This is a genomic window from Candidatus Skiveiella danica (genome assembly GCF_022705245.1).
GTDB classification, from domain to species: Bacteria; Pseudomonadota; Gammaproteobacteria; order Burkholderiales; family Burkholderiaceae_C; genus Skiveiella; species Skiveiella danica.
In genome coordinates this window covers 1-26,127 of record NZ_JAKJEW010000019.1, presented here as the reverse complement: position 1 = coordinate 26,127, position 26,127 = coordinate 1, and the positions used below count along the sequence as shown (strand labels likewise).

The following is a 26,127-nucleotide window of genomic DNA, read 5'->3' as shown; positions in this document are numbered from 1 at the left end:
GCCGAATCACATGACAGGCTACTCCCGGCCACTAGCAGGCGTCTGCTGGCACCTACCCACCATTCCTTGATGGAAGTACTCCTGATCAGCCGTCAGGGATTCAGCGATGCGATGGCTGCGACGACTTCCGTGACGCTTGGCGACACGAGGATGCGTATGGGAACACTCAACTCGCTGCAAACTGCCTCGGCTTGTGCGCGCTCTGCGCGCATGAATGTTGCAAGCCATTCGGTATCGCGTCGGAGGCCATCCCGGCTCTGAACACGATTTGCGACGACTTTAGGGTCCGCCTCTATCAGCAGAACTGCGCTCAAGTTCAATGTCTTAAAGACCTCTGCGCCCAGCAGGACGAACTCGCCGGCAGTGTTCAAGAGCACAAAATGCCCGTCGAGCAACAGTGCCGTGCCTAAGGCGTTACACCTCGCGACGGCCTTGGTCAATGCCACTTGATTCTTGTCAACGTCCGCCACGCGCTTGTCGGCGTTCCACTCTGGCAGGGCGAGCTCTTCTTTGATCAACTGGCTGGCCGAGGTATGCAGTAGGCCAATGCCTGCGGGCAGCTGGTTGGCCAAATAGGTCTTACCAACGCCGTGGATCCCCGCGACGAAGATATTCATAGATCTACTCCTGACGGAAACATGGCGGTCTTCACGCGCCGGTAGTCCTGTGGGCTCAAGTAAAAAAAGCCTTGGGGCGGAGTGAAGTTTGGAAACAGGTTATTCGGATCGACCGGAATTTCAGCTGGAAGAACACGTCCCAGCATGACGCCATAGGCCAGCTTCTTACTGCCAATGTACTCCTGTAAATCCTCATAGGTGACGCCGCCACCGTGGGCTTGCGAGACTTTCCAAAGCGTGTCGAAGTCGCACTCCCTGATCTCCCTAATCAGGGCGACGCCGGTCAGACGCTGCACAGGTGCTGACGAGTAGATGATCATCACGCCGATGTCGTTGGATGGCCAGCTGCGCCGCAGCTCGACCGTCTTGCTGCCGGCAAGGATCAGGTCGGCGTACTTTGGCTTTATCGACAGAAGGACGGCTCTACCCGTTGGCTGCTGCAAGGATTCTGGAAAAAGACTCATCGGTGATGTGGGTAATGGACTGGATGGAGCCGTTAACGATGCGTGGGTAAGTCATAAGCTGACCAAGCGGCACAGGATTCTCAAAATGCCTGATGAGCCGGAACAGCATGACCTTGGTTTTTTCGCGGGTCATCGACGCGATTTGCGCGTCGGTGTAGACCGTGCGTCGGCTAACCACCCGCGCGATTTTGTCGGCCTCACCCATCCATTCATAGCGCTCGACCACACCAAGTGTGGTGATGGCCTTCTGATCATGGCTTCGATAGAACAACACGAGATCGCCGGGACGTGGCAGCTTGCTGTTCGAGTTCGACAGATAGGCCAGCTTGATGGCGTTGCCAACATGCCGTTGCGGATGGTTGGCCGGTAACGCCTGACCGGGAGCCATCCAATCCGGAAAGAGGATGTCATGGAACACCGGCAGGATCGGGACAATGAACTTCCGTACCTCGAAGTTGTCAAGATAGTGCGGGTAGTAGCGCCGGACGTAATCGAACGGCGCCATCTGCACCGCTGGTGGCCGTACCGGATGTTCCTTCACGAACACTGCGTCGCGCATGTACGTGCCGACAATCCGGAAGCCGAAGTCTTCGATCAGGTTGGTCAGGTGAACTTGCTGTTCTTCATTTGCGTGGAGAAAAATGTGTTCACACTGGTGGTTGGTAGCGAACTGGAAGGCCGCGCGCAGGAATAACTCGCCGATCTTGCGACCTCGGACCGCATCTCCCACCTTAAAAGTGCACAGCTTAAGCGCCAGTCCGCCAAGCACCTTGCCATCGTCAGTGATCCTCTCGTCGGACTGCACCGTGAAGATGCAAATTGCCTGGACGCCATCCTGACCGGGCTCTCGATAGACCCACGCGCGGCGGCCTTCCATGGCGATGCGCTGGAACCATTGGTTGAAGCCAGGATAGTCGTTGCGTATGGTTTGGAAGAAGGCACTGCCGAGTTGTGGCGTAAGCGTGTGAAGCTCAACTTCCTCGATGTTTGGAAGGGTGACATCTGCGGGCTCGTGTAGCCTCTGAAGCCAGTCTTGGGCGGACTGAATGAAATAGACGCGATCGCCGAGTCCGCGATCCCGCGCTTTACGGTGCAGCTTCTGATCTTCGGTGACGAGCGCGTGCGCGGCGTTCTGCTCCAGCGCCCACAGGATCCGGTTGTCGCAGGCGTCGTTAACGGACGAGGCAGGCGTGTTCCAAGGACATGGGCCGCCTTCTTGGAGAAGGGTGTACTGAGGCAGTCGAGCCAGCGTCCGGCTGCGGCGCTCGGCGTTCGCATCGCGCTGGATGTCCTCAATAGAAGCTGGGTGATACAGCAACTGGTGCCCGTACGCGTTGCATAGCCGAACAAAATCCGTGAGGGCGGGTTGCAGCACCGCCATGGAGTCCTGCAATGGGATCAGAATGTTCGTGTCGAGCAGAAAACGAAGGCGAATCGGCACCGAAATCTCCCTAGGCGCGGCTATTGTTGGGCATCTCCACGAGCCGTTCCGTGGTGGCATTGGTCGCGCGCATCTTCAGTATGGACTGTGCCGTGCGGTCGATCGTCAATGGTAAGCGAATTCTGGCTTGATTCGCGTTGGCCAACGACCAAACGCAGGCGCCGGTGTCCGGTGAATAGATTCACGCGATGCTGTTCGATGCCGGAGAGTGCTGGACCGTCGATCCGATCATCCCAAGGGCGCGAGTGCATCTGAAGGCGGAGCGATTGCGTTGCCTGCCGTTCCAGATTCAGTTAGCTATGTTCTAACCGCTCGTAGTTCCGCGTTTATTCGGAAACGCCAGTGCACCTCCGCCGTACTTGTGTCCCAAATATCGTCTCCGGGTCGCGGCGCGCCAGTGATAGAAACGACCCGAACGCCCGATTCCGGTCGAGAGAGTCCTTCAGCGCAGTGAATTTCTGGTTTTCTTATGACAACTTCTGGATGAGGCTTGCCGTCAATAGTTGGCCGAACTAGCCGTGTTAGGCTGACGCCGCCCGCATCTCCCGCATCAACGCCTTCGCAAGCTCGCTGACATCCGGCTGCACCGCCACCTTCTGTGCCCCCAGCCCCCGGATGATCTGCCCCTGGCGGGGACTTTCCACCTGCCCATAGCTCAGAAAGGTCGTCAAGACCTTGTCATGCCCCAGGTTCTGGCTCCACGCCTTGAACTCCTCGGGGGTCTTGCAGACCGCCTGGCCGAGCCGCACCAAGGTGTTCCTGAAGCTGTGCGGGTTGAAGTACGGCAGCCCGGCGCGGGTGAATGCATCCCGGAAGATCGTGCGGATGCGCGCGGCACTGCTCCAGTGCGCCCGTTCCAGCCCGAGGGCCTCAAACTGCCGCGTCGCCCCCAGCCCTATGCGCGTCGCCGGGAACAGCGGATCGTCATTGCCCCACAGCATCTGCTCCCGCAGAAACGCAACCCAGTCCGCCACGATCTGGCGGATGTCATCGCCGACCGGGAAGAAGTAGGTGGTGAAGGTCTTGCTGAACTTCGTCTTGACCTCCCGTGCATCCTGATCCACGCAGCCCGCGATGAGGTTGACGTGCTTCAGCTTCATCGATGCAATCGCGCTGTCCCGCGCGCCGGTCAGCAGCGTGAAGGCGATCAGGGCACGATCGCGCCGCTCGATCTCGCTCTGCCCCGGCATCATGGCGATGACGTGCCTGGCCTGCTCCAGCGTCGGGCCAACCTGTTCCCGCCTGGCCGTCGCCACCCGCACATCCTTCTCCGACAGGTTGAAATAGTCGGCGTCTGAATACTGAAGCCGCGACTTGTAGCCCGGTTGGCCGGCCAGCCAGTGGAAGAACGCTTTGACGGCCGCCAGCGTCGAGTGCAGGGTCGCCTTGCTCAGCTTCTCGCCGGTCTGCTGGTTCTTCTGCTCGGTCAGGCGGCGCTTGAAAGCGATCGCCTGCTCGAAGTGGAACGCCTTGAAATCCCGGTGTTTCGTGTCGTTCTCGAAGCGGTCCAATGCCTTTGCGACCGCGTCTACCGTCGGCTCGCTGTGTCGCTTGGCCTCCTTCAGATAGGCGAAGTACTGGCGCTTGATCCGCTCGTTGTTGGCGTTGTGTGTTGTCATGGTCTGATGCCTCCTATTTCAAGTCACTGTTTACGCAGGGCTTAGTGCTCTCGCCTATGTGTGGCAGGGCTTGCGGCATCGTGATGTCCAGATTCGCGCCAACCTGCACCAGCTTGGCAAGATTGACTCGCCGGTACATCATGGAATCGCAACATGGGCAGATGCCAATCAGGTTCCCTGAGGTGCTGGTGATGGGCTGGTACTCGGCCATATCGCCGGCCGGTCGCTGCGCAGCGCGGCAGCGCATGCAATAGATCTCACCGGGCTGGCACGGGCGCTTGTTCTTCACCCTCCTGGCATGGAGGAACGCCACCAGGTCGCGGCCCAGGATCAGCATCGGGCGCCGGTCGTCGCTGGTCGGCAGGCCGCCCTTGACCCAGTTCCGCACTGAGTTTTTGTGCACGCCAAACAGGTTGGCGATCTCATCCACCGTGTAATTTCGATGGATCTTGGCCAGCCGGGGGTTGGGATGACGCTTGCTCATGGCATGCCTCGGCGCTGCTTATGCCGCCGACTTGCGTGCCGCTTCCAACTTCACGACCAGCGCGCGGATCTCCTCGTCTGTCTTGCCGGCAATGCGGGCAGCGTTCAGCGCCGAGATCTCGCTTGCCGGCCAACCGATGCAGCGCGGCCCCAGGCGGATCTGCTGGGTCCACAGACCCTGGGACATGCGGAGATAGATCGTGGAACGGGAGTAGCCCGACTCCGCTTGTGCGGTGGGAAGCCGCGCGATGGTGTGCGTGCCAGCGTTCGTGTTGGACGTATGACGGCCGGTCGCGGAAGTAACTTTGGACATGTCTGCACCTTGTAGAGGCGTGCGGAACCTCTCCGCACAACACTACGCATGACAAGACATGAAATCCCCCGGAGAGCTAGGCTGGGCGGGGAAAGCACCCATGACGAGCGGTCATGACAAATGCCGGTTTGTCAGGCTCGGGCGTCAGGATCGTTCTCCCTTAGCCAGGCGCTGGCGGCATCATCGTTATCGTCATTGAAGGGGCGCTCTGATCGACCAGAGGTGGCGAACTGATTGCCACGTTCAGTCAGCTCCTCGAACGATTCAGTGCGGCGTTCAGCTTCTCGCTTCGCACGCGCGTCCGCCGCCCCACGTTTGTCGGAGATCCGGAAGTGCGGCACCCATCCCCGACCCTTTCGGTACGCCTCGAAAGGGTCCTTGGCGATGCCCAGATGCACGCGGAAAACGTCTCGCAACCGGGACATTTTTCTCGCGTTCTGGTCGGTGCGCGTCAGAGTCTTCTTTTGCGCCATCCCCAACAGGATCACGCCTTGGCTGTTCAGGCAGCCGCGCCGGCGATCCACCAGATTCAGCCCCGCCAACGCAATGCGCCTGGTCTCACCCCGCGCCGAGATCTCCAGCATGTTGTTGGCGCCCAGACCCGATTCGCCCCGATCGCCCACAAAGGCCATCGTCAACTCGCTCGCCGAAAGGTTCTCCATGGCAAGGAATATTGCGTTGGGCTGCGTGGCGGCGCTGGGGCCACCGTGGCCGACAATATCTTCCGCAGGGTCGTTGATGGGCTGTTCGTTGGGTGTCGATGTCGGACCCCGGTCAACGGGTTTTGCAAAATCCTCGGCCTCAACCTGCTCGGCCTGCGACACCATGAACAAGCCGCTTGTCAGCGGCGGGAAATCATCGTGCTCCTGGAAGGTCCCCCGTGTGCCGCCGAACATGGGGTGGATGTCCAGCAGCCGCGACTCGCGGATCTTGGCCAGGATGAAAGCGTCGGCCTGCAAGCCCGGCTTGTCTTTCCAGCGTTGAATCAGTGCCTCGCCGGTGATGTAGCGTTCGGTCGGCGAGAAATGGGCAATTTCTTCTTCAGAGAACCATGTGGCCATCAACGGCGATACGTAGTCATCGTTCCCGCCAAAGCCGAAGTGAAACCTCGGTGGCGGATCGAGCTCATTGGCATTGACATAGGCGGCTATGCCACCTTGCCCTGGGCCCCAAAATACCCACGCTGCCAATTCCTCCGGGGTCGCGCCCAGCCGTGCGGCCAACTGGTGCATGGCTTTGGGGTAGGCGATATACCGAACAGCTTGGGTTGGCTCGGGCACCGGTGCTTCATCCTTCGCTTCGATCAGATTGCGCTGGGGAAAGTAGTCACCTCGGGCATGGCGTACCTGAGCATCCATCCGGGCCAGTTCTCTCTGAAGCTCCGCAAGGCGCTTTTCCTTCAACGCCAGTTCACCGGCGGTCGGTGTGGCCACCGCATTCCAATCTGTAATCTGAGCCTTGACGGCATCCATGCGCTGAAAGAAGTCCCACCAGTCCTGGCGGTCACTTTCCATGGCTGGGTCGTGCTGATAGTCCAACTGCAACGCCACGCTGCGCCGCTGGTCAGCCGACAGATTGTCCCAAGGCATCGGGAAGAATTCCTGCACGACACGCTTGCGCAGCGCATCGGGTAGATCGGCCAATTGCGTATCGAACCAGTCCTCAAGCGCCAGTGCCAGGGAATCAAAGCCGCTCGTGCCACTTATGCCGCCTTGCGGGCAACTGATGCGCAGACCGCCTGAAGATACCTTTGGCTGGACCATGACGGGTCTTGATTCCCTCTGTCAAATCGGTGTGAAAACGCCACTAGACAGCGCTGGACCTTGCTGTACATTGCAGTATATCCACAGTACAACCGCCGTATAGGGGTCGCAATGGCCACTGCCAAAACCACCACACTGACCTTTCGCATTGAGCCCAAGCTGAAAGAGGCGGTGCGCACCGTTGCCGACCGCGAGCACCGCAGCATTGCCAACATGATCGAAGTGATGATTCGGGATTACTGTGGGCGGGCGAACGTCCAGATTCAGGAGCCAGGCGCGGCTGGCACCGGCGCGGGAAAACGCCATCTGGCCGATGCAAAGCAATCGATGAGTAGCAAGAACCAAAAATGAAAATTGCTCTAGCTCTCAAACGGAATCTGGCTAGTGTTAGCCGGTAGTCTTTCCTCGCTTGGGTTTCCCGCCGCCTCACCGGCGTTGGAGGTATTCGGCCTCAAGTTCTCGTCGGGTGGCGCGCATATCAGCCGGACCATGATGCTGGCTGAGCTTGAGGCGGTCTTGGCGGCGGTTCCTGTTGGCTCCGGTGCAGTCGGCTACCGCGAGGCTATTGTTGATCGAAATGTGTTGGGCAAAAGGACGGACAGCACCCGGCAGAAATCGCTGCGTCACTTGCGCGAGCTTTATGCGATGGATGAAGCTGTCCCCATTTTCGGACTCCTGCGCAGGCTCCACGCCCTTGACACCTCAAGTTTGCCGCTCCTGGCCCTCCAGGTCTCCTGGGCTCGCGATCCTCTTTTCAGGGCCACGACCCCAGTCATCATTGGAGCTTCTGAGGGCGACAGGGTCGAGACAGTCGAACTCGCGCTCGCATTGGAGGCAACGTTTCCAATGCAGTACTCTGAACTGAACCGAAACAAGATCGGTCGGAATGCGGCATCGTCGTGGACCCAAACCGGCCACCTCGCCGGCCGCGCAAACAAGACCCGGCAGCGGATTAAGCCCACAGTCGTGGCAGTTACCATGGCCTTGTTCCTTGGCGAGATCACGGGCTATCACGGCGCCACTGTCTTTTCAAATCCCTGGTGCGGACTGCTTGACCTCAGCGCCGACCGTGCCCGAGCCATGGGCCAGGAGGCGCATAGGGCTGGGCTGCTCAACTTGCGTGCGGTCGGTGAAGTCGTCGAACTGAGCTTCCCGCTACTCGCTGATTTTCAGGGGCAAGCCGCATGAGTTCTATTGACCGTCTTCTTTCCAACTATGCCCGTCAGGTACGCCTGCCCTGGTCGGCTCACACATCGGGCAAGCAGCGCGTCTGGTTCGCGGTGTATCCACCGGCCGAAGAACGCAGGGTGCGGGCACGGCTGCCACAGTTTGAAGCCCTCACGCTGGAAGCCCACCACGGCTGGACCACCATTGACCTCACAGACCTGCTACCCAAATGGATTTCCGGTCATGAGTATCGGGAGGGAATCTTCTCCGAACCCGAGCAGTTCAGTGCCAACAGCGAACTCGAAGATCTCGCCGTTGAACGGGTTCGTTACGGCTGCATGCGTGAGGATGTCGATGCCACCAGCGTCGTGGCCATCATGGGACTTGCGACCTTGTTCGACTTCATGCGCGTGTCCAGCCTGATCGAGCGCGTAGAGGACTGCGTGCGCGGCCGCTTGCTTGTTCTTTTCCCGGGGGAATACGCCGGGAACGTTTATCGCTTCATGGACGCGCGAGACGGCTTCAACTACATGGCCGTCCCCATCACCTCAACCGAGAGTTTCATCACCCCATGACCAATCGCCACGTTTACTTTCGTGATCCCACCACGCTTGAACTGCTCAACAACGGCGTCTCCAAGGTTTCCGAAATCGGCCACGACGAAGGCCAGATCAAAACGCTCCGTTTTGAGTTGCAAAACTTTGTTTGCGACGGCGAATACGCGCTCGGTATGGAACGGATTCTCAAAGCCTACCTGGGCGGGCTGGGAAAATCTGAACAGAACGCCGTCTGGGTCAGCGGTTTCTTTGGCAGCGGCAAGTCCCACCTCGTCAAGGTGCTGCGCTACCTGTGGGAGGACTACCACTTTGCCGACGGTGCCACCGCACGCTCACTGGTCACACTGCCGTCCGAGATCACCGATCTGTTGACCGAACTCAGCAACCGCAGCAAGCCGCTGGGGGGCCTGCGTGCTGCTGCAGGCACGCTCGGCGCTGGCTCCATGGACAACGTCCGCCTCGCCTTCATACAACTGGTGCTGCGTGCCGCCGGCTTGCCGGAAAATCTGGCTCAGGCCAAGTTCATATTGTGGCTGCGCTCCTCCGGGCTGGAGGCCAAGGTTGAGGCCGCACTCAAGCAGCAGAACCGCACGCTTGCCCGTGAAGTGCTCAGCTTGAAGATCTCCATCCCCCTTGCCGAGGCGCTTCTTAATGCCGAGCCGAAATATGCCACCGCCGCCAACGCCCAGGCCTCCATCCGCGACGACTTCAAAGACAACAATTCGCCGACCATTGCCGATACGCTCGATGTGGTGAAGCAGATTTTCGGGCATGGTGGCCATCTCCCTTGCACGCTGCTTGTTGTGGACGAAATCCAGCAGTTCATCGGTGACAAGATCCAGCGTGCCAACGACGTGCAGGAAATCGCAGAGCACGTCTGCACCGATCTGAACAGCCGCCTGCTCCTCATTGGCACGGGCCAGTCCGCCTTGCACAGTGCCACGCCTGCTTTGCAGCGGCTACAGGCGCGTTTCTTGGTCAAGGTGCAGCTATCCGACGCCGATGTCGAAAGCGTCATCCGCAAGACGGTCCTGCGCAAAAAGCCGGAGCAAGAGTCAGCCATTACCGCGTGCATGGGTGCCAACCAGGGCGAACTGGCCCGCCATCTGCAAGGCACCCGCCTGGCCGCCACGCACGAAGACGAAAAGTTCTTCGTCGCCGACTACCCGCTGCTGCCCACCCGTCGCCGGTTCTGGGAAAAAGTGTTGCGCAATACCGACCACTCGGGCACCAAGGCCCAGTTGCGCTCTCAGTTGCAGATCGTCTTTGAGGCCACGCGCCAAACTGCGGCGGCGGCCGTCGGCACGGTGGTGCCGGCCGACTTCATCTACGACCAGATTTCCACCGACCTTCTCAACTCGGGTGAGCTGGAGCGCGAATACGACGAGATCATCCGCAAGCAGCGCGACGGTACCCCCGATGGCGACCTGCGTTCCAGCCTGTGTGCGCTGATTTTCCTGATCGGCAAGCTGCCGCGCACGCCGGGCGCTGACGACGGTGTGCGCGCCAACGCTGAAACGCTGGTCGATCTGCTGGTTTGCGACCTCAAAACCGAACGGGCCAGGCTTGAACAGCAAATTCCCAAACAGCTCAAGCAACTGGTGGAGACCGGCCAGCTCATGGCGGTGGAGACTGAATACCGGCTGCAAACCCGCGAGGGTGCGGTCTGGACGCATGACTTCAACCGTCGCCGCACCGCCGCACTCAATGACGACCCACGCATCAATTCCAAGCGGGTAGAACTGCTGCAGGGGGGCGCCAAACAGGCGCTCAAGCCGGTGACCTTGCAGCAGGGTAGCTCCGGCACATCGCGCAAGCTCGCCTTCGATCTGTCCTCCAGTCGGCCCGCCGCCGCGAGCGACGAGGTCACCCTCTGGCTGCGCGATGGCTGGAGCGACGACGAAAAGGCAGTGCTGAACGACGCCCGCGCCGCTGGGGTCGATAGCCCTATGCTGTTCGGTTACCTGCCGCGCCTCCACCATGAAGAACTGAAACAGGCCATTGCCTCCTGGCTTGCCGCGCAGGAAACACTCGACGCCCACGGCATGACCGGCGGAGCCGAGGCCATCGAGCCGCGCAAGGCCGTCGAAACCCATCTGGCCGTGGCCCAACACCGCATTCAGGAGCTGCTCGGCTACATCATTGGCGGCGCCAAGGTTTTCCTCGGTGGCGGACAGGAAGCCAACGGCATCGAGCTGGCCGACAAGGTTCAGGATTCCGCCAGCAGCGCCCTGGTGCGGCTGTTCCCGCAGTTTGGCGAGGCTGACCATGGCAACTGGGGGCAGGTGGTCACCCGTGCCCGGGGCGGCGATGTGGGAGCGCTCTCGCAGGTTGGCTACCCCGGCAACCCCACTCAACACCCAGTCTGCCGCCGTGTGCTGGAAGCCATCGGCGCTGGCAAGAAGGGCAAGGATCTGCGCGACCTGTTCAAGGCGGCGCCCTTCGGCTGGCCGCAAGACGCTATCGACGGCGCGCTGTTCGTCATGCTTGTGGCGGGCAACCTGCGTGCCACCAACAACGGCCAGCCGGTGCAGGCATCGCTGCCGCAGAACCAGGTTGGCGTGGCCAGTTTCTATGTCGACGTACCGCCGCTCGATGTGGGGCAGCGGCTCGACCTCAAGGCACTGTTCCAGAAAGCGGGCATCACCACGCAGAACGGCAAAGAATCCGAAGCCGCCGCCGAGGCGTTGAAAAGATTGCTCACCCTGGCCGAATCCGCTGGCGGTGCAGCCCCCCGGCCGGAAATATCCGACACGCAGGATTTGCGCGCCCTGCAAATGCTCAGCGGCAATGCCCAACTGCTCAAAATACATGAGCAAAAGGACCACCTCGCCGCCAAACTCGCCGCCTGGAAGAAGAGCACGGAAGCCATCGCCAAACGCTGGCCGGCATGGGAACGTCTGGAGGACTTCCAGTCCTTTGCCACCGGCCTGCCCGAAGCCGACGCCTGCGCCAAATCCATTGCCGCCATCACTGCCGGCCGCAGCCTGCTGGCCGAACCAGACCCGGTGCCCGAGCTGACTAAGCAACTCACCACCGCGCTACGCAATGCGCTTGGCAAATTACAGGACGACCTCGCCACCGCTTTCCAGGCGGGCGATACCAAACTCGCCTCCTCGCCCGTCTGGAACGGCCGTACCGACGAACAGCGCACCGCCATCGTCGCGGCCTGCCAACTTACCCCGCCGCCCAAGGCAGCGATCGGCACCGAAGACGAAATCCTCGCGGCCCTGCGCGCACGCACCCTGACCGACCGGCGCAATCTGCTCGACGCTGTCCCGCAGCGTTTTGCCCGCGCGCTCGAAGAAGCCGCCAAACTGGCCACTCCCGAAGCTGTTCGCGTCGCGCTACCGGGCGCCATCATCAAGACCACCGTTGAACTCGACCAGTGGCTCGCCGGCGTGCGCCTTCAGGTCGAAGACAAACTCAAAGACGGTCCGGTGATCCTGTGAGCAGCCTGCCCACCTCCTTGCGCCGGCAGCTGGAAAAGGCTGTCCAACAGGCGCGCAACCTTGCCGAGGCCGGCGCCCGCCACGCGCTTGAAGCCTTGGCCGTGCATGAGCCCGACCCCTACCCGCACATGAATGAAGCGCAGCGCAGCCTGCGCCGCCAACTGCGCGCCCAGGCGCGGCAATTGGGCGATGGCGAGAGCCGCCAGAGGCCGGGCGCCTACGAAATCAAGCACCTCGCCGAAAAGCTCGCCTACGACCAGTGGCACCGGCTGCTGTTTGCCCGCTATCTACTGGAAAACAACCTGCTGATCTCGCCCGAGCACGGTGTGGCCGTGGCGCTGGACGATTGCGAAGAACTCGCACCCGCGCAGGGCTTGAAAGACGCCTGGGCCGTGGCCGCCCGCTTTGCCGCCAAGGAGCTCCCAGAAATCTTCCGTGCCGACGACCCGGCGGGTGCGGTGGAGTTGTCGGTCAATGACCGCCAGTCGCTCATCGCGCTGGTCACCGGTTTGCCCGTCGAGGTATTCACCGCCACCGACAGCCTCGGCTGGTGCTACCAGTTCTGGCAGGCGGAGAAGAAAGACGCGGTCAACGCCGCCGGCAACAAGATCGGCGCCGACGAACTGCCCGCCGTCACGCAGTTGTTCACCGAAGACTACATGGTGGATTTTCTGCTCGACAACACCCTCGGTGCCTGGCACGCGGGCAAGGTGTTGGCGGCGAATCCCACACTGGCCGAAACCGCACAGAGCGAAGATGAACTCCGTAATGCCGTCGCACTACCCGGCTGCCCATGGAAATACCTTCGTTTCATCCAAGGCGCGGAGGGCAAATGGACCCCCGCCGCCGGCACCTTCGACGGCTGGCCCAAGACCGCGCAAGAACTCACCTGCCTCGACCCCTGCATGGGCAGCGGCCATTTCGTTGTGGCGATGTTCGAGCGACTGGTTGCCTTGCGCCTTGCCGAGGAGTCACTGGACGCCGCAGATGCCGTGGCGGCGGTGATTCGCGACAACCTGTTCGGCCTGGAGATCGACCCACGCTGTACCCAGATCGCCGCGTTCAACCTGGCGCTGGCGGCGTGGCGGCAGGTCGGCCACTGCACGTTGCCGCCGATGCACCTCGCCTGTTCTGGGCTCGCGCCGAATGCGAAGCAGGCCGACTGGCTGGCTCTGGCTGGCGACAACGACCGGCTGCAGCGCGGCATGGCCAAGCTCTACATGCTGTTCAAGGACGCGCCGGTGCTCGGCAGCCTGATCAACCCCCGTCTCGCCAGCGCCGACTTGGTGGATGCGGGGTTCCATGAACTTCAGCCGCTGCTGGAAAAGGCGCTGGCGCAGGAGACCAACGACGATACTGCGCATGAAATGGCCGTGACTGCTCGCGGAATTTCTAAGGCTGCGGAAATTCTCGCTGGGCGGTTCACGCTCGTGGCGACCAACGTGCCCTATCTCGGACGCGGCAAGCAGGATGAAGGTCTCGCCAGATATTGCGAGGATTCATATCCCGAAGCCAAACAGGATTTATCGACATGTTTTGTTGAGCGCTGTCTTGATTTCTGCGGGCCCAGCGGAACCAGCGCTCTAGTTACCCCGCAAAATTGGCTCTTCCTGGGAAGCTATAAGCAACTCCGGCAGAAACTGCTTAAAGAGAGTTCTTGGCGTGCGATTAGCCGCCTCGGTCCGAAGAGCTTTCAAACGCCCATGTGGGATTTCAATATTGCGTTGATAATTTTGGGCGGCGCAAGACCATTGGCGGGACAATCGTTCGCTGGCTTTGACGTGTCACCTTCAGCAAGCCCAGCCGCAAAGGCAGACTCGCTATTGGCTCTCACCCCGGCTGTGATTGGTCAACTGGCCCAACTTGGGAATCCAGACTCTGTCATTACGTTGGAGACCCTAAGTCGCGGATCTCTATTGGCCGACTTCGCGGCTTGCGCGGAAGGGATGTCCACTGGTGATAAGGATCGCCACCTGGTCTGCTTCTGGGAGGTTCACTCCAAAAGTCCAACCTGGGAACCGCTGCAAGTATCGCCGGGTGGGCTAACCTCATACGACGGCTTTCAGTACCTTGTAAGGTGGGAAGAGGGACAAGGCTATCTTGCTCAGTCTGGAGTTGCGCGCATTCAAGGCCAGGCGGCTTGGGGCAAGCGTTGCGTTCTCTTGGGTCGGATAAAGAGCGACACCGCCTCCCTTACTTGCGGGTTCAAGCATGACAAGATGACCGTCGCCATAGTGCCTAAGTCAACGGAATACCTGCCCGCAATCTGGTGTTTTTGTTCGTCACCCGACTTTAACGTCGAGCTTCGAAAGCTTACCCAGCGTCTTGACGCTGCGACAGGTACGTTTGTCAAAGTCCCCTTCGACCTCACCCACTGGCAGAAGGTGGCGGCGGAAGAATATCCGCACGGATTGCCGAAGCCGTTTTCCAGTGACCCGACGCAATGGCTGTTCAACGGCCACCCCAGCGAATCAGACCAACCCTTGCACGCCGCCGTCGCCCGCTTGCTCGGCTACCAATGGCCGCGCCAAACCGGTTCCAGCTTCCCCGATTGCCCGGCTCTAGATCCTGATGGGCTGGAACCACTGGCCGATGAAGACGGCATCGTCTGCCTCTCCGCCACCAAGGGCGAAGCACCCGCCGCCGAGCGGCTGCGCTTGCTGCTGGTGCAGGCGCTGGGCAATTTTGACCCCAGCGCGCTGCTGGCGGGCGCCGGACCCATGGGCAAACCCGGCAAAAACAGCAAGTCCGAAACGCTGGAAGACTGGTTGCGCGATGAGTTCTTCGAGCAGCACTGCGTGCTGTTCCACCATCGCCCCTTCATCTGGCATATCTGGGACGGCCACAAGAGCGGCTTCAGCGCGCTGGTGAATTGTCACAAGCTCGATCACGCCAAACTGGAGAAACTCACTTACGCCCACCTCGGCGACTGGATCCGCCGGCAGCAGGCTGCCGTGGACGCCGGCGAGGCTGGCAGCGACGCCAGACTGGCGGCAGCCAAGACCTTGCAGGCCCGCCTCAAGCTGATCCTTGAAGGCGAACCGCCGTTTGATCTCTTCGTCCGCTGGAAGCCGCTCGCCCGCCAGGCCATCGGCTGGCACCCCGACCTCAACGACGGCGTGCGCCTGAACATCCGCCCCTTCCTCGCCCAGGACATCCCTGGCGGCAAGAAAGGCGCCGGCCTCTTGCGCAGCAAGCCGAACATCAAGTGGGAGAAAGATCGCGGCAAGGAGCCCGTGCGCGCCAAGGCCGAGTTCCCGTGGTTCTGGGGCTGGGACGAAGCAACGCAGGACTTTGCCGGCGTGGGCAAGGAACCGGACGGCAACCGCTGGAACGACTGCCATTACAGCAACGATTTTAAGAAGAGGGCCAAGGCGTGAATCCAACGCAACCAGTTCAGCAAGAGCTACTGCTTCAGTCGAATCATGCCGAACAGGTGAGAGCGCTAGTGCTGGCTATGTTGCGAGCGGGTCGGCAGCCGTCCGCGTGGGAATTGTTGGCTGAAATAGAGACGAAGGCCGGTTTGCTGGCGCGCTGGGACCTGCTACCAATACTGGAAGAACTAGCGAAAGACAAAGCACAGACAGGGGGGCAGCGTACATATTGCGAGTCGATGCGGGCGTCAGACGATCTGCTGGAGGCCTTGCGTGGTGAGGGCGCGCCAAAAAAGGAGATTGCATCCTCGATCGATTCACTGCTGCAAATGAGTAATTCCTATCGAGGCAGCGCAGAGTTCCAGGATATGGTCAGCTTCATGGGTGCGTTCCGCGATTACGCACCGTTCAACAACATGCTGGTGCGGATACAAAATCCATCATGCAGTTTTTATGCAACATCAACTGACTGGGGAAAACGTTTTGAGCGCACGTTGAAGGAAGATGCACGTCCCATGCTGATCCTCGCGCCGAAACACCCGGTGATGCTGGTGTATGACTTGGATCAAACTGAAGGCAAGCCACCGCCCAAGGAGATTACGGAGTTCGCAAAGTTTAAAGGTGAGTGGCGATCCGAATTACTGGCGCGCTTGGTTGAGAACGCAGAGTTGCACGACAAGATTCTTGTGACCTTCAAAACCCTGTCTTCGACGAACGCAGGTTTTGCAACCGTTGCCAGAGAGCAGGGCAATTGGAAGATGCGCATTGCGATTCACGATGTACTTGATGAGCCAAGTAGGTTCGGCGTGCTGTGCCACGAGTTGGCTCACATCTACCTCGGCCATCTAGGTAGCGACAAGGACCATTGGTGGCCGAGCCGTTGTGAATTGAGTCATCACACAGTGGAAATCGAAGCTGAGGCAACAGCCTTCATCGTATCCTCCCGGTTTGGATTGGTTGGCGGCAGTGCACGTTATGTTTCCCGGCACCTCGGTAACGATCCAGTGCCAACCAGCGTTTCATTGGACCTCGTTGCCAAGACTGCCAGTCGATTGGAAAAAATGGCGAAGGAGAAGTTAAAAGTCCGCCGTGATAGTCAACCGGCCGGAGTAAAAAAAGCATGAGTGAAACGCTCGCCCAGCGCCTTGTGGCGACCCTGCGGACGGCTACGCAATCCTACGCCGCTGGCGATCAGGTTGCGCCTTGTGTGGTGCTGTGGACTGACCCGGATCGGCAGTGGGAAAGCGTCATGCCGTCCATGCAGGCCTTGCTGCCGGAGCTATTCATCCTGGGTGGTTACGCTCCCGAAGATCGCACGGGCCCGGCACTTTGGCTGCGGTGCATCGAAGCGCGGCTGGTGGATAGCGCGCCGCTGGCTGGTACCACACCGGTGTTCTACCTGCCGGGCATCAGCCGCGAGCAGTTGCGGGCCGCAGAGGATTGCACGCAGGAACTGGCCGCACTTGTAGAACTGCAATATCGCGGGGCAATGTGGCTTCATGTGAATGGCAAGGAATGGACGCCGTATGGCTTTCTGGTTTCCAGGCACGGCGGTCTCGATCTTGACGTTGCCAAGGATCAGGCGACGCTCGACGCGCTGGCGGGAGCTTTGCCATCGCTGCTGTCGGAACCGGTCACGCAACTGCAGGGCCGGCGGCTGGACTCAGAGTTCTTCAACGGGTTGGTGGCGCCGGATGCGACCGGTTTGCTCCTGCGCTGGCTCAGCGAACCCGAGGTCTTCAAGCAGCGCCGCTCAGATGCCGAGTGGAAGGCATTCTGTCAACAGTGCAAAGCCGAGTCCGGGTTCGATCCGGTTAAGGATGGCCCGCTCAGGGCTGCTGGCTTGCTCGCCGCGCGGATGAATCACTGGAGCAAGGTCTGGCAGCGCTTTGTTGAGGCGCCGGTGAATTACCCTGGCATCGTGGAATGGCTGAAACGGGCGGCACCCAAAGCACCTGGCATGTTTGATTCGGCCGAGGTCTGGCCGAGCGTCAACGAGAGTGAAGAGAGGGCCTTGCAGCAGGCGCTGGAGTCACTGGTTGACCGACCGCAGGACGAGGTGATACGCGGGGTCATGTCGCTGGAAAAGCAACACGGCGACCGGCGAAGTCACCCGTGGCAGAAGCTCGGCCTCAGCCCGCTGGCGACGGCGCTCAAGCCATTGGCGCAACTTGCCACGTTATGCCAGACCACGCCAGGTGCGCCGACTCCCGATGCCTTTGCCGACCTGTATGCGAGCGAGGGCTGGCGCGTGGATGCTGCCGCGCTGGACACCTTGGCAGCCTGCGGCTCACCAGAGCATCACGGTGCGGTGTTGGGGGTGCTAAGGGCTATCTATCTGCCGTGGTTGGAAACTACCGCCCGGCACCTGCAACAACTGATTCATTCCAGTGGCCAGTCGGTTGCCAAGAGAGCTAAACCGATTGAGGCGGCGGCGGGGCGACTCGTCGTATTCGCGGATGGTCTGAGGATGGATGTAGCCCAGCAGTTGGCTGATAGGCTTGGGTCGACTGGTATCGAATCAACTCAAGACTGGGATTGGTCGGCTATTCCGTCGGTCACGGCCACCGCCAAGCCTGCCGCGTCGCCTATCGCCGACCTTGTGCAAGGGGGTGACGCCAGCGATGAGTTCGCTGCGCGGCTGGTCTCCACAGGCCAACTCCTGACGCAGGATCGTTTTGTGACCGCCTTGAAGGAACGTGGCTGGCAGTTTCTTGGCCCGGACGAGACCGGCGACCCGTTGGGGTCAGCCTGGACAGAAGCAGGTGCACTCGACAAGCGAGGGCACACCGAGGGGTGGAAGCTGGCGCGCAGCGTTGAAACGGAGGTCCGCGACCTGGTAAGCAGGATTGGCGCACTGCTCAAAGCTGGCTGGACAGAGGTGGTGGTGGTGACTGATCACGGCTGGCTGCTGGTGCCCAACGGCTTGCCGAAGGTTGAGCTGAAGGCGGTTCTGACGGAAACCCGATGGAGCCGCTGCGCCGCTTTGAAGGCCGAGGCCCAGACCGATGCCCTGGCATACAAGTGGCACTGGAACCCCACCGTGATGATGGCCAGCCCTCCCGGCGCGGGGAGCTTTCGCGCCGGCATTGAGTATTCGCACGGAGGCGTGTCGTTGCAGGAAATGGTGACCCCCATACTTCGGGTGAAGGCCACGCAGCCCGCGGGAGGATCCGCTCGGCTACTGGACGCGAAGTGGACAGGTGCGAAATGCCGGGTCTCGATTGGCGGTCAAAGTGTTGGCGTGCGTGTAGATGTTCGCACCAGTCACGCCGACCCCAAATCCTCACTGCTGACCGATAAACATGCACGCGAGACCAATCCGGACGGCAGGGTGACAGTGTTTCTTGAAGACGACGCGGACATCGGCAAAGAAGCAGAGATAGTCTTGCTGGACTCTTCGGGGCAGGTGATTCATTCGCTGCCCACAACATTGGGACAATGAGTTTATGAGCCAACAACTGGACCCCATCGATACGATTGCGACCAAGGCCTTTGAAGGCTACGTGGTACGCAAGGACTTGGTGCGCAAATTCAAGGGGCAATACCCCGTGCCAACCTATGTGGCGGAGTTTCTTCTGGGCCGCTATTGCGCTTCTGTAGATGAGGAGGAAATCGCCGAGGGCCTCAAGATCGTGGAACGCCAGCTCGGGGAAAAGACCATCCGCGCCGGTGAGCATGAGCTTTTCAAGGCGCGCGCCAAGGAAAAAGGGCACGTGAAGCTGATCGACATCATCACGGCCCGACTCGATGCCGGATCTGACTCCTTCGTGGCCTCCTTGCCCAGCCTTCAATTGAAGGACGTGCGCATCAGCGAAGCGATGGTCCACGGCAACGAGCGCATGCTCACAGGCGGCTTCTATGCAGAAGTCGAACTGGCCTACGACCCGACCATCGCCCAGGAGAAGAACGGCCGCCCCTTCGGCATCGATTCACTGCGAGAGATTCAACTCTCCAAGCGTGAAGTGCTTCCCGCACTTTATCGAGGGCGAGAAGCCTTTGCGACGGAGGAATGGAAGGACTTCCTGATCCGCAGCATCGGCATGGAGCCGGCGCAACTGACCCCCCGGGCCCGGGACATGATGTTGCTTCGCATGGTGCCGTTCGTCGAGCGCAACTACAACCTGGTGGAGCTAGGGCCGCGTGGCACGGGGAAAAGCCACCTGTTCCAGCAGGTCTCGCCTTATGCCCACCTGATCTCGGGCGGCAAGGCGACGGTGGCGCGCATGTTCGTCAATAACCAAAACGGTCAACGCGGCCTGGTCTGCCAATACGACGTGGTTTGCTTCGATGAAATCTCCGGCGTCTCCTTCGACCAGAAGGATGGCGTGAACATCATGAAGGGCTACATGGAGTCCGGCGAGTTCAGTCGTGGCAAAGAGAGCATTCGCGCAGACGGCGGTGTGGTGATGGTGGGTAACTTTGATGTGGACGTGCAGCACCAGCAGCGCGTCGGCCATCTGTTTGGGCCGCTGCCGCCAGAGATGCGCGATGACACAGCCTTCATGGACCGCATTCACGCCTACCTTCCGGGCTGGGATTTGCCAAAGGTCAACCGGGACCTGTTGACCAATCACTTCGGTCTGGTCAGCGACTTTCTGTCTGAATGCTGGAATCAGTTGCGGCGCCAGAGCCGGCAGAACATATTCCAGGGCCGCATTCACCTGGGTGGTGCCCTGAGCGGACGTGATACGACGGGCGTGCAGAAGACAGTCAGCGGGCTCATCAAGCTGGTGTCACCAAATCCGGAGATCCCGGTTTCCGACGAGGTTCTGGAATGGGCGCTTCGTTTGGCGTTGGAATGCCGTCGGCGCGTCAAGGAACAGCAAAAGCGCATCGGCTCTGCCGAGTTTCGAAATACACAGTTCAGTTACTCGATGGGTGAAGACGGGGTGGAGAAGTTTGTAGCCACCCCCGAGCTTTTCAGTGAGAACAGCATCGGCAGCGACCCTTTGCCGCCCGGGCAGATCTGGGTGATTTCAGCCGGTGGTGGCGACGAAAATCCGGGGCTGTACCAGGTGGACATCACCGAAGGTCCGGGCAGCGGCGTGAAGATCTTGAACCAGCCGGCCCCGCCACCGTTCCGGGAAAGCGTGCGCTGCGCCGAGCAGAACCTCTATGCCCGCGCGAAGGAGCTGGTTGGCGACCGCGAGCCGCGCCAGCACGAGTTCTCGGTTCAACTGCGGGCCTTCGATGCCGCAAAGAGCGGCTCGGCCGTCGGCGTCGGCGTGCTGCTGGCGCTTTGCTCGTCACTCCTGCAAAAGAGCATCAAGGGAGGTCTTGCCGTTTCTGGCGGCCTGAACCTGGGTGGCTCCCTCGAAACGATCTTCAATCCCGTCGCTGTCGTCGAAACCGCCATCGAGAAGGGCGCCGCCAGCATCCTCATGCCGATCAGTAGCCGGCGCCAGTTAAACGACCTGCCGGACGACCTAGCGGCCAAGATCACCATTCACTATTACTTGGATGCCCGCGATGCCTTGTTGAAGGCGTTGGCGATATGAGCGCGACCAGACAGCCGGCATGGATGGAGTCTCAAACCCTGCTGTTCCTTTGCCGGAACGCGCCCGGGAGCTTCGTTGCCTCTGTGCGACATGGTGAAATATGTTGGTGTGAGCAACTGAACTGCGATGGCTGCACGATACTTGGCCCGATCACCTGAAATCTCAGAGGGGGTATTATTGGGGGTATTGTGGATTTTCTATATCATAAAGCCTAGCATCCATGCGGGTTGCAGATGAAGATATGAAAGACACTCTCCCGCCAATGCAAAGCCCCGCTGCTACCCGATGGTTAGCTCGGGGCTTTCTTATTGACCACCAAGATGCCCGGGCCATTGCACCCAGGAAGGAGCGTCCCATGAAAGCCACGTTGTCGATTGCCTTGTTGCTTGCCGCCACTCAGGCCTGGTGTCAGGCCCCTGCGCCGCAAGGCGAGATCAAGGGCCAGGCCATCGTACATACGCCGGAATCGACCCGCGCGGCGATTGCAAACGGGGCACTGGTGCTGCCGGCGGCGGCAACGGGTGGCGCCGTGTTCACCGGGGCCTTCAAGGACGCGCCCCGCGAGATGCGGGCCCGGGTGCCGGTGGTGGTCTTCCTGCATGGCTCGTCCGGACTGGGCCTGAAGGCGATCGGCGAGTGGCAACAATGGCTGGCGACGATGGGCATCGCCAGCTTCGCACCCGACTCGTTTGCCCTTCCGGCGCGGGTGACCTACACCTCGCCGGTCGGCAAGGACTTCTACGAAAAGATCCATGCGCTGCGTGGGTCGGAAATCACGTTGGCAGTGCAGGCCCTCAAGGATGCTCCCTGGGCCGATCCGCGCCGCATGGTGCTGGCCGGCACCAGCGAAGGCGCCACCGCGGTGGCCCGCTACGCCGGAGACGCCTTTGCCGCACGCATGATTTTCTCGTGGAGTTGCGAGGACAACTACTTCGTGGAGTCCCACCGCACCGCGGTGCGGACCGAGCAGCCGGTGTTGAACGTGATCAGCGCGACGGATCCCTTCTTCTCGCGTTCCAATGCCTGGCTGGGCCAGCCCGCGGCCGTGGGCCATTGCGCCGCGGCCTTCAAGGATCACCCGAAGGCGAGCATCGTGCTGATCCCGGGGGCACCGCACACCCTGCTGAATCTGCCAGCGGCCCGCCAGGTGGTCGCCGGTTTCCTGCAGGACGTCCTGAAATAGACCGGACGACCTGTTGGCCCAGCGGGCCGGGCGTCGGACCGGCACGATCCCGCAGAATCCGGGCCGTCAGTTGATCAGCAAGCCGTTGACCCGCGCGTAGTGCAGCATCTGGGTGCGGCTGTTGACCCCGATGCGCTTGAACAGGCGCCAGAGGTGAACCTTCACCGTGTGCTCGCTGATGCCGAGCTTTTCGGCGATATCGCGGTTGCTCAGGCCCTGGTCGAGCATGAGGATCAGCTGCTTCTGCCGCTTGGAGAGCTTGGTCTGCGTTCCGTCGACTTCCTCCTGGTCCAGCTCGCTCTCGTCGGTGAGCAGGGTCTTGAGGGCTGCGCTGATCTCGGTGGCGCCGGCTGATTTCTCAATGTAGATGTCGGCACCTGCCTCGATGCACGGGTCTTCGCTGTGGGCGGCGAGTTCCGAGGAGATGACGGCCAAGGGCGTGTGCGGATACCCGGCGCGCACTTCGCGGATGCCGGATACGCCCAGCGTGTCGGGCAGCTTCAGGTCGAGGCAGATCAGATCCGGCTCACCATGCGCCTTCACGGCCGCTGCGAACTTGCCCAGGTGCGAGACCTCCACCACCTCGGCGCCAGGCCGCAGCCGGCGCAGCAGCATGACCATGGCTTCACGCATCAACGGATGGTCGTCGATCACATAGAACGTCATCGCAGGTCTCCTGTCTCGATGGAAAGCGGTTGGGTCTCGTCAGGCGTCGGCGGCGTCGAGCAGGGCCTGCAGGGCCTGTTCGATGTCGGCGGATGTGACGCCATGCACGGGTGCCAGGTTCGGCGCGAGCGCGGTCAGCGCGGCCGGGCCTTCGCCCTGAAGCCGGGCAATCGCCTGGCCCGCATCGCGCGGCGATGCGTAGCCGGTGCTCTGCAGCAGCACGGCTCCCTTCGGATCGACCAGCTTGAAATAGAACTGGCCGTCCTTCTCGCGGTATTGCTTGAAGGCAGGCAGCGCCGTCTTGTCAGCGCGCGCCGCGCGCACACCCGCTTGCTGGTTCAGCGCACGCAAACCGACCGCCTGGCGCAGTTCCCGTATGAAAGGCGCAGAGAGCTGGCGCGCCTTCTCGGCGCCGGCGATCAGGGTGGCCTCGATGCGGTCGGGGTGGGCGATCAGGGCCTCGTAGCGCTCACGCATCGGTGCGACTTCGCGCTCGATGCGCTCGAACAGCATCTGCTTGGCGTCGCCCCAGCCGATGCCCGCGGCGTAGGCGCTGCGCAGCGAGGCCGTTTCCTCGGCGCTGGCGAAGGCCTGGTAGATCTGGAACAGGGCTGAGCCTTCAGTCTCCTTGGGTTCACCTGGCGCGCGCGAGTCGGTGACGATGCCCATGATGAGCTTGCGCAGCTGCTCGCGCGGCGCGAACAGCGGAATCGCGTTGTCATAGCTCTTGCTCATCTTGCGCCCGTCCAGGCCGGGCAGCGTGGCCACGGATTCCTCAATGGCCGCCTCGGGCAGCACGAAATGCTCGCCGTAGAGGTGGTTGAAGCTCGAAGCCATGTCGCGCGCCATCTCGATGTGCTGGATCTGGTCGCGCCCCACCGGGATCTTGTGCGACTTGAACATCAGGATGTCGGCCGCCATCAGCACCGGGTACATGAACAGGCCGGCGGTGACGTCGCTGTCGGGGTCGGTTCCGGCTGCGGTGTTCTTGTCGACGGCCGCCTTGTAGGCATGGGCACGGTTGAGCAGGCCCTTGCCCGTGACGCAGGTCAGCAGCCAGGTCAGCTCGGGGATCTCGGGGATATCGGACTGACGGTAGAAGAAGACCTTCTCCGGATTCAGGCCGGCAGCCAGCCAGCTGGCGGCGATCTCCAGCGTCGAGCGCTGGATGCGCAACGGGTCTTCGCACTTGATCAGCGCGTGGTAGTCGGCCAGGAAGTAGAAGCTCTCGGTGCCGGCATTCAGGCTTGCCGCCACGGCGGGGCGGATGGCGCCGACGTAGTTGCCCAGGTGGGGGGTGCCGGTGGTGGTGATGCCGGTGAGGACGCGCAGGGATGTCATGGGAGCAGGCATTAGAGAAGCAGCATGCGCAGCGGCGTGAGCACGAGTTTGATGAACCCCAGGGTCAGGCCCATCAGGGGCTGCATCCAGAGGGCACTGACCACGCCGGACACCACCAAGGCCATGACGATGAAGAAGCCCCAGGGCTCGACACGCGAGACCAGCATGGCTTGCTTGTAGGGAAGCAGTCCGACCAGGATGCGACCTCCGTCCAGCGGCGGCAGCGGAAACAGGTTGAAGACGAACATCACGATATTGACCAGGACGCCGCCCTGACACATCTTGACGAAGAAGGGCTCGTTGATCCCGATGGCGGCCAGAAGGTAGAGCAACACCATCCAGCCCATGGCCTGCAGGAGGTTGACCCCCGGTCCCGCCAGCGCGACCCAGATCATGTCGCGCTTGGGGTTGCGCAGATTGCCGAAACGCACGGGCACCGGCTTGGCATAGCCGAACAGGAACGCTCCCGAAGTGGCGAAGTACAGCAGCAGCGGCATCAGGATGGTGCCCACCGGATCGATGTGCTTGAGCGGGTTGAGCGTGATGCGCCCCATCATCGCCGCCGTGTTGTCGCCGAAGTGGCGGGCCGCATAGCCGTGCGCGGCCTCGTGCACCGTGATCGCAAAGAGCACGGGCAGGGCGTAGGTCAGGACGGTCTGGATCAGTTCGGTTGGGTCCACGGGTCGATTGTCTCAGACAGGGTTTTTCTATAGGCCCAGGATGGCCGGGTCGCCGCGTCCCTGGCGCACGACGGTGATATCTCCACCGGTCATGTCCACCACGGTGGTCGGCTGGGAGGGGCAGGCGCCGGCGTCGATCACCGCCGCAATGCCGTGGGCAAAGTGCTCAAGGATCATTTCCGCGTCGTTGAGCGGCTCGGTTTCGCCGGGCGGGATCAGGGTGGTGGCCAGCAACGGGGCCCCGTGCAGGGCCAGCAGTTCCTGGAGCACCTTGTGCTCGGGCACGCGCAGCCCGATGGTCTTGCGCTGGGGGTGGCTGAGGCGCCGGGGCACTTCCTTGGTGGCTTCGAGAATGAAGGTAAAGGGGCCGGGCGTGGCCTGCTTGAGCAGGCGAAACTGCTGGTTGTCCACGATGGCGTAGTTGGCCAGCTCGCGCAGGTCGCGGCACAGCAGGGTCAGGTGGTGTTTCTCGTCGACGCCGCGGATGCGCCGCAGCTGGTCGGCCGCCGCCTTGTCGTCGAGGTGGCAGGCCAGTGCGTAGCTTGAGTCGGTCGGAACGGCCACGATGCCGCCTCGATCAAGCAGGGCCGTGGCCTGCTTGAGCAGGCGAATCTGGGGGTTGTCCGGATGGACGCTGAAATGCTGGGCCATGGGGTGAGTTTAAGTTGCCGAGCGCCGCGGCGCAGCCTGGCGTAGGCCGGCGCTTTGCCCGACTCGCCCGACGCTCACTGGATGCGGTCCGCCAGCAGATCCCAGACCGGCGTGAGTTCCGCGGGCAGGCTGGGCAGCGCGCCCAGGTCGATGCGGCTTTCATCCGGGCTGTGGAAGTCGCTGCCGCGCGAGGCGGCCAGACCGAACTCCCGCGCCATGCCGGCGTACGTCACCGCTTCCTGCGAGGAATGACTGCCAGTGACCACCTCGACCCCGCGTCCGCCATGGGCGATGAACTCGGTGAACAGCGCATACTCTTCGTTGGGCGTGAAGCCATAGCGCGCCGGGTGCGCGATGACCGCCAGGCCGCCGGCGTCGCTGATCCAGGTGACCGCGTCACGAAGGTTGGCCCAGCGATGCGGAACGAAGCCGGGCTTGCCTTCGGTCAGAAATTTGCGGAACACCTCGCTGGTGTCCTTGCACACGCCGGTCTCGACCAGGAAGCGGGCAAAGTGGGTGCGAGAGATCAGCTCCGGATTCCCGACGAACTTCAGCGCCCCCTCGTAGGCGTCGCGGATGCCCACCTTGGCCAGCCCGTCGGACATTTCCTGGGCCCGCTCGCCGCGTCCGCCGCGGGTGCGCGCCAGGCCCTGGCGCAAGGCGGCGTTGTCGGCATCGAATCCCAGGCCCACGATGTGCACCGTCTGACCGGCAAAGCTTACCGAGATTTCGGTGCCGGTGAGGTATTTCATGCCTTCGGCCTTGGCCGCAGCCATCGCGCGGTGCTGTCCGCCGATCTCGTCGTGGTCGGTCAGCGCCCACAGCTCGACGCCGTTGGACCGCGCGCGGGCTGCC

Annotated in this window: 21 protein-coding genes; 9 read left to right on the top strand and 12 right to left on the bottom strand. The window is 61.6% G+C overall.

Annotation, left to right across the window (positions count from 1 at the left end; all coding sequences use genetic code 11):
• Window positions 1–92: 92 nt before the first annotated feature.
• The 7 genes from ACMUOY_RS11970 to ACMUOY_RS11940 all read right to left on the bottom strand — a co-directional run bounded on the left by ACMUOY_RS11970 (window position 93) and on the right by ACMUOY_RS11940 (window position 6,700).
• Window positions 93–617 (bottom strand): ATP-binding protein, encoded by a 525-nt coding sequence (locus ACMUOY_RS11970; RefSeq protein WP_413892956.1) that lies wholly within the window; start codon window positions 615–617, stop codon window positions 93–95.
• The gene (locus ACMUOY_RS11965; protein WP_413892955.1) at window positions 614–1,081 is read right to left on the bottom strand and encodes an ASCH domain-containing protein; all 468 of its coding nucleotides are present in this window, start codon (window positions 1,079–1,081) and stop codon (window positions 614–616) included. The genes ACMUOY_RS11970 and ACMUOY_RS11965 overlap by 4 nt, the downstream gene beginning before the upstream one ends.
• Complete coding sequence (locus ACMUOY_RS11960) at window positions 1,041–2,522, bottom strand: N-acetyltransferase (RefSeq protein WP_413892954.1); 1,482 nt, start codon at window positions 2,520–2,522, stop codon at window positions 1,041–1,043. The genes ACMUOY_RS11965 and ACMUOY_RS11960 overlap by 41 nt, the downstream gene beginning before the upstream one ends.
• 521 nt (window positions 2,523–3,043) lie before the next feature.
• Window positions 3,044–4,141: a site-specific integrase gene (gene xerC / locus ACMUOY_RS11955; protein ID WP_413892953.1), complete on the bottom strand. Its 1,098-nt coding sequence runs from the start codon at window positions 4,139–4,141 to the stop codon at window positions 3,044–3,046.
• A 13-nt stretch (window positions 4,142–4,154) separates the two neighbouring features.
• Window positions 4,155–4,625: a helix-turn-helix domain-containing protein gene (locus ACMUOY_RS11950; RefSeq protein WP_413892952.1), complete on the bottom strand. Its 471-nt coding sequence runs from the start codon at window positions 4,623–4,625 to the stop codon at window positions 4,155–4,157.
• Between the two features lie 18 nt (window positions 4,626–4,643).
• Window positions 4,644–4,937, bottom strand: coding sequence for a helix-turn-helix transcriptional regulator (locus ACMUOY_RS11945; protein WP_413892951.1), 294 nt, complete (start codon window positions 4,935–4,937; stop codon window positions 4,644–4,646).
• A gap of 131 nt (window positions 4,938–5,068) precedes the next feature.
• Complete coding sequence (locus tag ACMUOY_RS11940; RefSeq protein WP_413892950.1) at window positions 5,069–6,700, bottom strand: hypothetical protein; 1,632 nt, start codon at window positions 6,698–6,700, stop codon at window positions 5,069–5,071.
• A gap of 111 nt (window positions 6,701–6,811) precedes the next feature.
• Here ACMUOY_RS11940 and ACMUOY_RS11935 point away from each other — a divergent pair, with 111 nt between their 5' ends.
• The 9 genes from ACMUOY_RS11935 (at window position 6,812) to ACMUOY_RS11895 (ending at window position 21,934) form a co-directional block, all read left to right on the top strand.
• Window positions 6,812–7,051: a ribbon-helix-helix protein, CopG family gene (locus ACMUOY_RS11935; RefSeq protein ID WP_413892949.1), complete on the top strand. Its 240-nt coding sequence runs from the start codon at window positions 6,812–6,814 to the stop codon at window positions 7,049–7,051.
• Window positions 7,052–7,084: 33 nt separating this feature from the next.
• Window positions 7,085–7,888 carry a hypothetical protein gene (locus ACMUOY_RS11930; protein ID WP_413892948.1) on the top strand — a complete coding sequence of 268 codons (804 nt, stop codon included), beginning with the start codon at window positions 7,085–7,087 and terminating at the stop codon, window positions 7,886–7,888.
• A complete protein-coding gene (locus ACMUOY_RS11925) occupies window positions 7,885–8,442 on the top strand; it encodes a hypothetical protein (protein ID WP_413892947.1) in 558 nt (185 codons plus the stop codon). Before ACMUOY_RS11930 ends, ACMUOY_RS11925 begins: the two co-directional genes overlap by 4 nt.
• Window positions 8,439–11,876 (top strand): BREX system P-loop protein BrxC, encoded by a 3,438-nt coding sequence (gene brxC / locus ACMUOY_RS11920; RefSeq protein WP_413892946.1) that lies wholly within the window; start codon window positions 8,439–8,441, stop codon window positions 11,874–11,876. The genes ACMUOY_RS11925 and brxC overlap by 4 nt, the downstream gene beginning before the upstream one ends.
• Window positions 11,873–15,256: an Eco57I restriction-modification methylase domain-containing protein gene (locus tag ACMUOY_RS11915; protein ID WP_413892945.1), complete on the top strand. Its 3,384-nt coding sequence runs from the start codon at window positions 11,873–11,875 to the stop codon at window positions 15,254–15,256. Before brxC ends, ACMUOY_RS11915 begins: the two co-directional genes overlap by 4 nt.
• Window positions 15,253–16,374 carry a hypothetical protein gene (locus tag ACMUOY_RS11910; RefSeq protein ID WP_413892944.1) on the top strand — a complete coding sequence of 374 codons (1,122 nt, stop codon included), beginning with the start codon at window positions 15,253–15,255 and terminating at the stop codon, window positions 16,372–16,374. Before ACMUOY_RS11915 ends, ACMUOY_RS11910 begins: the two co-directional genes overlap by 4 nt.
• Window positions 16,371–18,695: a BREX-1 system phosphatase PglZ type B gene (gene pglZ, locus ACMUOY_RS11905; protein WP_413892943.1), complete on the top strand. Its 2,325-nt coding sequence runs from the start codon at window positions 16,371–16,373 to the stop codon at window positions 18,693–18,695. The genes ACMUOY_RS11910 and pglZ overlap by 4 nt, the downstream gene beginning before the upstream one ends.
• A 4-nt stretch (window positions 18,696–18,699) precedes the next feature.
• Complete coding sequence (brxL, locus tag ACMUOY_RS11900; RefSeq protein ID WP_413892942.1) at window positions 18,700–20,751, top strand: BREX system Lon protease-like protein BrxL; 2,052 nt, start codon at window positions 18,700–18,702, stop codon at window positions 20,749–20,751.
• 355 nt (window positions 20,752–21,106) lie between these two features.
• A complete protein-coding gene (locus ACMUOY_RS11895) occupies window positions 21,107–21,934 on the top strand; it encodes a dienelactone hydrolase family protein (RefSeq protein WP_413892941.1) in 828 nt (275 codons plus the stop codon).
• A 66-nt stretch (window positions 21,935–22,000) separates the two neighbouring features.
• Here the strand turns inward: ACMUOY_RS11895 and ACMUOY_RS11890 are convergent, their stop codons facing one another.
• From ACMUOY_RS11890 to ACMUOY_RS11870, 5 genes are all read right to left on the bottom strand, one after another.
• A complete protein-coding gene (locus ACMUOY_RS11890; protein ID WP_413892940.1) occupies window positions 22,001–22,600 on the bottom strand; it encodes a response regulator transcription factor in 600 nt (199 codons plus the stop codon).
• Window positions 22,601–22,639: 39 nt separating this feature from the next.
• The gene (locus tag ACMUOY_RS11885) at window positions 22,640–23,941 is read right to left on the bottom strand and encodes a tryptophan--tRNA ligase (RefSeq protein WP_413892939.1); all 1,302 of its coding nucleotides are present in this window, start codon (window positions 23,939–23,941) and stop codon (window positions 22,640–22,642) included.
• An 11-nt stretch (window positions 23,942–23,952) separates the two neighbouring features.
• Entirely contained in the window at window positions 23,953–24,621 is a 669-nt protein-coding gene (locus tag ACMUOY_RS11880) for a site-2 protease family protein (protein ID WP_413892938.1), read from the bottom strand.
• Between the two features lie 27 nt (window positions 24,622–24,648).
• A complete protein-coding gene (locus ACMUOY_RS11875; protein ID WP_413892937.1) occupies window positions 24,649–25,272 on the bottom strand; it encodes an L-threonylcarbamoyladenylate synthase in 624 nt (207 codons plus the stop codon).
• A 74-nt stretch (window positions 25,273–25,346) separates the two neighbouring features.
• Window positions 25,347–26,127, bottom strand: a 781-nt coding sequence (locus ACMUOY_RS11870) for a phosphatase (RefSeq protein ID WP_413892936.1), incomplete at its 5' end; no start/stop codon positions are given.